The sequence below is a fragment of the Streptomyces sp. NPDC057543 genome (genome assembly GCF_042801895.1).
Lineage (GTDB): Bacteria > Actinomycetota > Actinomycetes > Streptomycetales > Streptomycetaceae > Streptomyces.
In genome coordinates, this window is record NZ_JBHVFF010000308.1 from 1 (window position 1) to 9847 (window position 9847).

Sequence of the window (9847 nt, forward strand, 5' to 3'; positions counted from 1 at the left end):
CAGCTGGGGTTCGCGATGCAGATGTGCACCGTCCGGTACGTCGGCCGGTTCCTGGTGGACGATCCGCTGGACGTGCCGTGGTCGGTCATCGAGCACTTGGCCGCGCAGTTGCAGATCGAGGACGCGTCGGTGGTGAAGCGGTACACCGAGCGGCCGAAGACGGCGTACGAGCACGCGTGGGAGATCCGGGACGCCTACGGCTATCACCCGTTCGAGGACGCGGAGTGGGGGCGCAAGTTCCGCGCGTTCCTGCACGGGCGGGCGTGGACGGGCGCCGAGGGACCGGTGGCTCTGTTCAACCAAGCGGTGGGATGGCTGCGCCGCCACCGGGTGCTGCTGCCGGGCGTGAGCGTGTTGGCCAAGCAGGTCGCATCCGTACGTCGGGTCGCGGAGAAGCGGCTGTACGCGACGGTGGCAGGCGCTGCGCGGCGGGCGGACGCGTCGTTGTCGGAGGATCTGGTGGCGCTGCTCGGGGTGCCGGAGGGGCGGCGGATTTCGGAGTTGGAGCGGCTGCGCCGGCCGCCGACGCGGACGACGGGCGCGAGCATGGCGAAGGCGCTGGAACGGGTGGATGAGATCTCGGCGTTCCGTCTGGGCAGGGTGAAGCTGGACAAGGTGCCGCCGAACCGGCTGGCGACGCTGGCGCGGGTCGGTCTGGGGTCGAAGGCGCCGATCCTGGAGCGAACGCCGGAGCCGAAGCGCACGGCGCTGCTGACGTCGGTGGTGCGGCACCTGGAGGCGTCCGCGATCGACGACGCGCTGGATCTGTTCTCGGTGCTGATGCAAGTGAAGCTGATCAGCGCCGCGCGGCGGGCGACGGACCGGGACTGGCTCGCGGTCCGGCCTCGCGTGGCGAAGGCGTCACGGATGCTCGATGGGGTGTTCCGGCTGTGGAGCGAGCAGCTGGACCTGGTGACCGAGATCGATGCCGACCTGGACGCGGGCGCGATGTGGCGGGCGCTGGAGACGGAGATCGGGCCGCGCGAGGAGGTGATGGCCGCCTCGGCGCTGCTGGGAGAGCTGATCGGGCCCGCGGACGAGGAGGCCGAGGCGGAGATGCGGCGTCTGCTGGCCACCCGCTACAACACGGTCCGCCCCTTCCTGTCGCTGCTCGGGGAGTCGCCGGCGCTGGGGGCGGCCTCCGGCGGCAAGCGGATTCTGGAGGAGGTGAAGCGGCTCCCGGCGCTGGCGAGGCGGAAGGTGAAGGCCAAGCCGCTGCTGCCGCGTGAGATCGACGCCAAATTGGTGCCGGCGGCGTGGAAGAAGGCGGTGTACTCCAATCCGGAGCTTCCCGAGGGGGCAGTGGACCGTGACGCGTATGTGGTGTGCGTGCTGGAGCAGCTGTTCCGCGGCCTGAACCGGCGCGTGGTGTTCGCCTCGCCGTCGAACCGGTGGGCGGACCCTCGGGCGCGGCTGCTGGACGGCAAGCAGTGGGAGGCCGTCTCCGAGGACGTACTGCACGGCCTGAGCCTGGACGAGCCGGTCGAGGAACACCTGGCCGGGCGGGTGCGGGCCCTGGACGCGGCCTGGCAGCTGATGGCGGAGCGTCTGGAGGAGGCCGGGCAGGACGCGAAGCTCAGCTTCGAGGTCCAGCCCAATGGCCGGTTGAAGCTGAACGTCGACCGGCTCGGCGCGCTCGGCGAGAGCGAGTCCCTGAAGTGGCTGCGCAGGACCACCGCGAAGATGCTCCCGAAGATCGACCTGCCGGACCTGCTGTTCGAGGTCGACTCCTGGACCGGGTTCCTGGATGCCTTCGTGCACCTGGGGGACGGCCGTACCCGCATGGAGAACCTGAAGACGTCCCTGGTGGCGCTGCTGGTGAGCGAGGCGTGCAACATCGGCTACGCCCCCGTCATCGATGCCGACGAGGAGGCGCTCACCCGGGCCCGGCTGGTCCACGTCGACCAGTACTACCTGCGCGCCGACACCATCGCCGCGGCGAACGCGAAGCTGATCGAGGCCCAGGGGCGGGTGCCGATCGTGGAGCACTGGGGCGAGGGCCTGCTCGCGTCCGTCGACGGGCTGCGGTTCGTAGTGCCGAAGCGGACCATCAACGCCGGGCCGTCGCCGAAGTACTACCACTTCAAACGCGGAATTACATGGCTGAATGCCGTCAACGACCAGGTAGCGGGCATCGGACAGATGGTCGTGCCCGGCACCCCGCGCGACTCCCTGCACATCCTTGACACCCTGCTGAACCTCGACGCCGGGGTGAAGCCGGACATGGTGGCCACCGACAACGCCTCCTACTCCGACACGGTGTTCGGCCTGTTCTCCCTGCTCGGCTACAACTTCTCGCCCCGCTTCCGTGACCTGGCCGACCAGAGGTTCTGGCGCGCGGAGCTGCCCGGCGTGGACACCGGCGGGTACGGGCCACTGGAGCCGCTGGCCTGCAACAAGGTGAACCTGAACAAGGTGATCACGCACTGGCCGGACATGCTCCGGGTGGTCGGCTCCCTGGTCACCGGGCAGGTGCGGGCGTACGACCTGTTGCGGATGTTCGGCCGCGAGGGACGCCCCACCCCGCTGGGCACCGCGTTCGCCGAGTACGGGCGGATCGCCAAGACCCTGCACCTGCTGCGCGTGGTCGACCCAGTCGACGACACCTACCGCAGGCAGATGAACCGGCAGCTCACCGTGCAGGAGTCCCGCCACAAGCTCGCCCGGGACATCTGCCACGGCAAGCGCGGGCAGATCATGCAGGCCTACCGGACGGGACAGGAGGACCAGCTCGGCGCGCTCGGGCTGGTGCTGAATGCCGCGGTGCTGTGGACGACTCGCTACCTGGACGCTGCCGTCCAGGAGTTGCGGACGCTGCCGGCCGAGGAGCGTGAGCACGACGTCCTGGACGAGGACGTCGCCCGCGTCTCCCCGCTCAAGCACGCGAACCTCAACGTGCTCGGCCGCTACAGCTTCCGCTCCTCCACCCCGGTCGACGGCGGCCTGCGCCCGCTGCGCGACCCGGGTGCGCTGGAGCTGGACGAGGACAACAACGACGGGCAGGAGTGAGTATCAGGAGCCGGCCAAGCCCGACCCGTGACCGGTGTTCAGGAGTCGCTCCGGCGGCAGAACTTCGCCTGAAGTAGATCGGTGAAGATACCGATGGGGTCGTCCCAATCGCCATTGCTCCAGTCGCCGTTGACGTTGGTGGTGACTATCCGTTCGCCATCGCGAGCGCCGTAGGCGTAGGACCACGATCCGAAGAGCGCACCCCCCATGCCCCAGACCGTTTCCCCGCAGGGCAGTCTCACTGAGGAAACGCCGAGGCCGTAGGCGGCGTTGGGAATCCAGTCGCGGGTGGGCACGGTGGTGAACATGTCGCGTTGCTGGTCTGATGGCAGTATCCGGCCCCCCAGCAGGGCGCGGAAGAACCGGTTGAGGTCCCCGGCGGTGGAGATCATGCCGCCGGCTGCCCAGAACATGGATGAATCGAGCTCGGTCGCGTCGTGAACCGGCGCGCCGGGGTCGGTCTGGAACAGCTTCGTGTAGTGCCGGGAGTGTGGACCGTGGATCGTCGGATCGCTGCCGTGCGGCAGGTACGTACCAGTCAGGCCGAATGGGCGGGAGATCCGCCCTGCGATCTCCTCGGCAAGCGCGCGGCCGGTGGCCCGCTCGATGATCAAGCCTGCGAGGACGTAGTTGGTGTTGGAATACGCCCAGCCCGAACCCGGTGCGAAGGTGTGCGGATGGGACATGGCGATCGGCACCAGTGACTTGGGCGGGTGTGTCTCGTAACGGTTCAGCGCTTCCTGGTCATAGGTGTAGTTGAAGATCCCGCTGGTGTGGTTGAGCAGCATCCTGACGTTCACCCTGGCACCGTCGTGGTGATGGCCATTCACTACCCCGGGCAGCCACAGTTCCGCGGTGTCGTCCAGGCTCAGCCTGCCTTCCGCCGCCAGCTGCAGCACGACGGTGGCCACGAACGTCTTGCTGATGCTGCCGATGCGGAACCGGTCCTGCGGTGAACGCTTGCGGCCGGTTCGGGTGTCGGCCACTCCTGCGGTCCCGAACCACTGCCGGCCGCCGTCGCAAACCTCAGCGAGAATGCCGGGAAGGCCGCCTTGAGTCACAGCTTGCTGAAGTAAGCGCTGGACCGCCTCGTAGCCCTCGGCCCCTGAGGCCGGCGCGGACTCAGATACCGCGCCCCCTGCTTTGGCCGGTTCGGCGCCCGGTCGGCCGCTGTCTGTATGAGCGGTGTGCTGGTGCATGTGGTCCTCCTTGTCGTGTGTGACCCGTGGGTGACCGCCCGGCCCCTCTCCACGGCGTGATTACTGGCCCACCGGCTCTCAGCAGGGACTTGGTGCCCAGCGCAGCGTGCGACGCTTCGCGCACGCCTACCGGACCCGCTGCACATCACGGCAAGAGGCACGGCCGCGGGGTGAACTGGCCGCGTCAGCTGATCCCGGTGGTCACTGCTCCTGGCTGATGAGTGTCTGCCGAACGCGGTCCGCCAGCTCGGCCTGATCGATACCGGCCAAGGCGAGAGCACGCGGCACGGTGCCGATTTGAGCCTGCAGGATCCCGAGCAGCAGATGCGCTGACCGCAGGTCCTTCTTGCGAGCGGAGGCGAAGCTCCGCTCCAGCGCGAGTCTGGCGGACGCACCCATCTTGGGCTGCTGGGAAACGTGGCTCGGCCCGGGAAGGTCATAGGAGGCCGGAGACACTCCAACCATGCTCAGGCTGTGCTCGAATTCTCGATCCAGTGCCTCGCGGACAGCAGCGCGATCGAGCCCGACCGAGGCCAGGACCTGCTGAGCGGTAGACCCCTGATCGGCGGCGAGCGACAACAGAAGATGGTGCGCGTCGATCGTCGCCGACCCATCATCGCGAGCTTCGTCCATCGCCCGCACGATGACCCCATGCAGGTACTTGTCAAACGCGCTCATCGCCGCGTCTCCTCAGCTTGACTCCGGCAGCGATGAGCCGCTTGGCGTGCTTCTTGTGGACGGCTTGGCGGGTGACACCGAGCGCCTCGGAGACCTGCGGCCAGCTCCAGCCCGCCCGCATGGCCTGCTCGACAGCGGCGTCCTCCAGTTGATCGGCAAGGCGCCGCAACGCCACGACAGCCGCCAGGGCGTCAGCGGGCTCAGGGGGAAGGGAATTCTCGCCGACGGACATGCAAGCAACTGTAGTTGACTAACGAGGATAGTCAACCCGAGTTGCTAACGACCGCGGGCGGGCCCAGCGATCCCGCCGGAGGCTCGTGACCACGGGCTCCCTGTCGTCAAAGGATCGAATGACGACAGGCGCGACTGGCGTCCAATGAACCCGGACTTTCAGGGGCCTGACGGCGGCTCGGATCCAATCAGATCCGATGGCGGCTGATGACAGGGTTTGCTGACAGCTAGGGTCGAATGCGACCACCACAACGGGGAGCGGCATGGCCAACCTGGTCTACAAGCGGGTGTCGACCGACCAGCAGTCGACCGACCGTCAGAACCTCGTCCTCGACGAGGCCGGGATCGAGGACCCGGTCGTCTTCGAGGAGGACCCCGGTACCTCCAGCCGTCTCCACCCTCTCCAGCGGCCGAAGTTCGGCGAGCTGCTCACGTACGCGCGGCCGGGCGACACCGTGCACATCTCCGAGATGTTCCGCCTCGTGCGCGGAACCGGGCACATCCTCGACGTACTCGACGTCTTCCACCGCGACCGTCTCGCCCTGCGCATCCACGACGGCGCGTTCTCCGCCATGGACCTCACCGCCCGCCACCTGCGCACTGGAGAGCTGCTGTCCACCGTGAAGTTCATGGTGCAGACCCTCGCCGCCGCTGGCGAACTCCAGCGCGACCTCCAGCGCGAGCTGACCTACGACGGGCTGCGGGCCGCCGAGGCCAAGGGCAACAAGGGCGGCCGTCGACCGGTCGTCACGGCCGCGAAGGCCGCCGTGCGCGCCGGGTACCTGGGCGGCCAGTCCATCGCGGGTCTGGCCCGCGACCACCACGTCAGCCGCGGCGCCATCCGTACAGCCGTCGCCGACCTCATGCCCGAGCACACCGACGCTTCCCAGGACACCCCAGCGCCGGAGATCGCGGTCGCCCTCGACATGCCGGGCAAGGTCGCCGACTTCCTGCGCGCGGCCGAACTGGAGCCCGCTGAGCGGGACGCGCTCGACCAGGGCCTGACCGTACGGCGCGGCCAGGGCTACACACTCCGCATCCCCGCGGCGCCCTCGATCCACCGCCAACTCCTCGACCGCTGCCAGCCGCTCGACGCCCCCTCGGCAATCCCGGCCCAGCGCAAGGCCCGCCGCGAGTACGCGAACCGCGTCAACGCCCTCGGGAACGAGACCCCGTAGCAAGCCATGCGGGCTTCAAAACCAAGGGGCTTCCGACCTGGGAGATGTCGAAGGTCTCCGCCGTTTTGCTGGTCACCGGCGCCTTCGGATCGAAGGGCTTCGGCCGATCACGGCCTGTCAAAACTTCTGACAGCAACACCGGTTTCCTGGTCCGTTCCTACTCGGACCCCCTGAGCCCCGCGGGTTCAGGGAAACCGAAGCTTCTTCAGTGCGAACCGAGGGGTCCGCCAGTGTGCTTCAGGCCGCTGCATCCGCGGGTTCGAGTGAACACGAGAATGCTGAACGAACCTACGGGCTGCGGCCGTGGCCGGATGGTGCGTACCGTCGCGGACTACCTCTGGCCGCACAGCCGGTTCTCTGACTAGAGTCAGAGAATGGATGGGACGGAGATTGATCAGGTGCGGCGGTTCAACCGCACCGTCACCGAACGCGTGGGCGTGCTTCACGATCACTACCTGGGCCGCGACCGGCCCGTCGGCGAGGCGCGGCTGCTGTGGGAGATCGGCGAGCAGGGCCAGGACGTACGGCGGCTGCGCGAGCGCCTCGGGCTCGACTCCGGGTACGTCAGCCGGCTATTGCGCTCTCTGGAGACCGACGGCCTGGTGACGGTGGAGCCGCAGCCCCGGGACAGACGGGTGCGTACCGTTCGGCTCACCGACGCGGGCCGCGCGGAGCGCGCCGCGCTGGATCGCCGAAGCGACGAGTTGGCCGGCTCCCTTCTGGAACCGCTCAACACCGCCCAGCGCGTCCGGCTGGTGGCCGCCATGGCCGAGGTCGACCGCTTGCTGACCGCCGCGACGGTCGCGCTGGACGGTGTCGACCCGGACCACCCCGATGCCCAGTACTGTTTGCGGTCCTACTTCACCGAATTGCAGGAGCGCTTCGAGGCCGGTTTCGACCCTGCGCGGAGCCTGCTGCCCGACGCGGGCGAACTTCGGCCGCCGCACGGGCTGTTCCTGGTTGCCCGGCTGCACGGTGAGCCCGTCGGCTGCGCGGGTCTGAAGCTACCGCCCGGCGCCCCGGCCGAGGTCAAGCGCATGTGGGTCGCGCCCCACACCCGGGGCCTCGGCCTCGGCCGGCGGTTTTTGGCCGAGCTGGAGGCTCGGGCCGCCCGGCACGGCTTTCACGTACTGCGCCTGGACACCAACAAGGCTCTCAGCGCCGCGATCGGCCTGTACCACTCCTACGGCTTCGAGGAGGTCACCGCCTTCAACGACGAGCCGTATGCCCACCGCTGGTTCGAGAAGCGGATCACCACAGCGTCGTCGGAGTGAGGGTTGCGACGACCTTCAGGTCCACTGCCCTGGTTCTGGGGAATGACCTGTGGGTCTGCGTCAAGACACGGGACCGGTTTCGGCGGCCTGTTCCAGCAGAGCCCGCGCGGAGTCCGCGTAGCGCATCGCGGTCTTCTCGTCGAGCCCGAAGACTTGGGCGAGGTGGAGTGGGTCGGGGCCTTTGACCATGGCTTCTTCGAGCTGGCGGTCAACGCGGAGTTTCTCCAGGGTCGCGTCCTGGCCGCGCATGGGAGCGCTGATCCAGTGGTTGCTGGCCCGGCTGGTGGTGTTGGCGGTCTGGTTGTTGATCAGCAGGTGGAGGTTCGCGGTGTTGGGCCACCGGTTTCGCCGGTGCTCCAGCCAGTCCAGCAGCAGTTTCAGGGTGAGGTCGTCGAGCGGGCGAACGCGTCCGGCGATGGTCAGCCGTCGGTTGCCGAGGTCGATGTCGTCAAGCATGAGTGTGCCGATCTGGGCGACCCGGGCGGCATGGACCGCCGCGAGGGCGAGGATGAGCCGCGTCGCCGGGGTGGTGGCCGCCGCGACGGAGCGGTCGACCTGGGCGGGGACGAGCGGTTGCAGTACGGCGTACTCGTACTGTCCGACCTTGATCCGGCTGGTCGGGCTGCGGAAAATCAGCCCGTTCCTTTTGGCCCAGGTGAACAGCGAACGCAGGGCGACGAGTTGGTCGTGACGCTGGCGGCCATGCAGTGTCTTGACGTAGGTCAGGACGTCGTCGCGAGTCACTTCCCGCAGGTGGTCGTAGCGGTTCGACCATTCCAGCAGGGCCGGCCGGACACGGTTGAGGGAGAGCCAGACCGTGCCCTCCCGTCGCGGGAGACTGCGGGGCCACCGTCGCGCAGGACGCGGGTCCAGCGCTCGGTCTCCGAGCGGATGCCGGGTGCAAGACCCTCCAGCCTCTCGGCGAGCCAGCCCTCGAAGGAGGGTTCGCTGTCGTCCTCGAAGATCCCTATCTCTTCCAGGACCGTGACGACGTGGCCGAACCGCAGGTCCAGGGCCCGCAGCGGGGCGAAGATCTCCGTGTGCCGGATGAAGTCGCCCTCGACGTAGCCGGTGAGGACGAGGGCCAGGCCGCGGTTGACGGCGAAGCGGATGCCGCGTTGATGACGCTCCTTGAACTTCCCCACCCGGCGCTTAAGGTTGGCCAGACCTGCTCTCTCAGTTCCCCACCACCTTGATGAGTGGATCAACGAGCGCGAAGATGGTGGATTGTCGAAACCAGGGGAGGCGCAGTGAGTCTGGGAACGGTCGCGATAACGGGGGCGGCGGGCACCATCGGTTCCGTGGTGCGGGAGGCACTGCGGCACGAGGCGACACGGTTGATCCTGCTCGACCGCGTGCCAATCCGCCAGGAAACCGAGAACGAGGACACGCACACCGTGGATCTTCGGGACGCCGCCGCCGTGGAGTTCGCCCTTACGGGAGCCGACCGCGTGCTCCACCTCGGCGGCGTCCCCGACGAGGCGCCCCTTTCGGACCTGCTCGAAGCCAACGTACTTGGCACACACCACGTCCTGGAGGCGGCGCGACGCAAGGGAATCGAGCGAGTGGTGCTGGCCAGCAGCAACCGTGTGACCGGCTTTTACCCCGCCGGACATCTCAGCAGTCCACAGGAGCCAGTACGCCCTGACGGCCTCTACGGGGTGAGCAAAGCGGCTGTCGAGGCCCTCGGACGGCTGTACGCCGACAAATTCGGTCTCTCCGTTATCTGCCTCCGTATCGGCAGCTTTGAGCACGTGCCTGCCGAGCCGCGGCACTTGGCGACCTGGCTGAGCCCGCGAGACGCCGTCGGTTACATCCTGGCCGCGCTGGCCGCACCGCCCTCCACCCGCTTCGCCACCGGTTACGCCGTCTCCGACAACACCCGCCGCTTCTGGGAACTCCCCGACCCGACGGAACTGGCCTACACCCCTGTCGACAACGCCGAACTCCACGCTGCGGACATCCCCGGGACGGATCTCCCAGTCGACCCGACCGCCCCCCAGGCCGGCCTCTACGCCCTGCCCCAGTTCACTCTCAAGCACCTTCGGCCCTGACGCACACGGCCATCGCTGGGACGAGTTCTCTCAGCGCCTTCTCCTGAGGAACGACGAGCAAGGGTGGGGATTTTCAGAGATCGCCATCAGCGTTCCCAGCCACGGGCCTCCGCGAGCTGGTAGGCGAGGTACTTCGCCCAGGCCAGCCAGGGGCTGGCCAGGTCGGCGTCGGCCGGGTCGGCGTCGGCCGGGTCGAGACGGCCGTAGTCACGCGGGACCTGCCC

The 9847-nt window shown here is 68.4% G+C and carries 9 protein-coding genes; 4 read left to right on the plus strand and 5 right to left on the minus strand.

What is annotated here, in order from left to right; genetic code table 11:
• On the plus strand, positions 1-3009 hold a 3009-nt coding region (locus ACFU8Q_RS34715), incomplete at its 5' end, for a Tn3 family transposase (RefSeq protein WP_384462092.1).
• Positions 3010-3047: 38 nt separating this feature from the next.
• Here ACFU8Q_RS34715 and ACFU8Q_RS34720 read toward each other — a convergent pair.
• From ACFU8Q_RS34720 to ACFU8Q_RS34730, 3 genes are all read right to left on the minus strand, one after another.
• Positions 3048-4208, minus strand: a complete 1161-nt coding sequence (locus ACFU8Q_RS34720; protein ID WP_384462095.1) for a serine hydrolase domain-containing protein — start codon at positions 4206-4208, stop codon at positions 3048-3050.
• A gap of 201 nt (positions 4209-4409) precedes the next feature.
• Complete coding sequence (locus tag ACFU8Q_RS34725; protein WP_383070754.1) at positions 4410-4886, minus strand: Clp protease N-terminal domain-containing protein; 477 nt, start codon at positions 4884-4886, stop codon at positions 4410-4412.
• Entirely contained in the window at positions 4873-5118 is a 246-nt protein-coding gene (locus ACFU8Q_RS34730) for a hypothetical protein (RefSeq protein ID WP_064456845.1), read from the minus strand. The genes ACFU8Q_RS34725 and ACFU8Q_RS34730 overlap by 14 nt, the downstream gene beginning before the upstream one ends.
• A gap of 262 nt (positions 5119-5380) precedes the next feature.
• On the opposite strand from ACFU8Q_RS34730, the gene ACFU8Q_RS34735 reads away from it, so the two are divergent.
• A complete protein-coding gene (locus ACFU8Q_RS34735; RefSeq protein WP_384462099.1) occupies positions 5381-6295 on the plus strand; it encodes a recombinase family protein in 915 nt (304 codons plus the stop codon).
• 374 nt (positions 6296-6669) lie between these two features.
• Complete coding sequence (locus tag ACFU8Q_RS34740; RefSeq protein WP_358943740.1) at positions 6670-7569, plus strand: helix-turn-helix domain-containing GNAT family N-acetyltransferase; 900 nt, start codon at positions 6670-6672, stop codon at positions 7567-7569.
• Positions 7570-7629: 60 nt separating this feature from the next.
• On the opposite strand, the gene ACFU8Q_RS34745 is transcribed toward ACFU8Q_RS34740, so the two are convergent.
• A complete protein-coding gene (locus ACFU8Q_RS34745) occupies positions 7630-8313 on the minus strand; it encodes a hypothetical protein (protein WP_384462102.1) in 684 nt (227 codons plus the stop codon).
• Positions 8310-8714, minus strand: a complete 405-nt coding sequence (locus ACFU8Q_RS34750) for a hypothetical protein (RefSeq protein WP_376320928.1) — start codon at positions 8712-8714, stop codon at positions 8310-8312. Before ACFU8Q_RS34750 ends, ACFU8Q_RS34745 begins: the two co-directional genes overlap by 4 nt.
• A 105-nt stretch (positions 8715-8819) precedes the next feature.
• Between ACFU8Q_RS34750 and ACFU8Q_RS34755 the strand changes: the two genes are divergently transcribed.
• Positions 8820-9623, plus strand: coding sequence for an NAD(P)-dependent oxidoreductase (locus ACFU8Q_RS34755; RefSeq protein ID WP_360936680.1), 804 nt, complete (start codon positions 8820-8822; stop codon positions 9621-9623).
• Positions 9624-9847 lie beyond the last annotated feature (224 nt).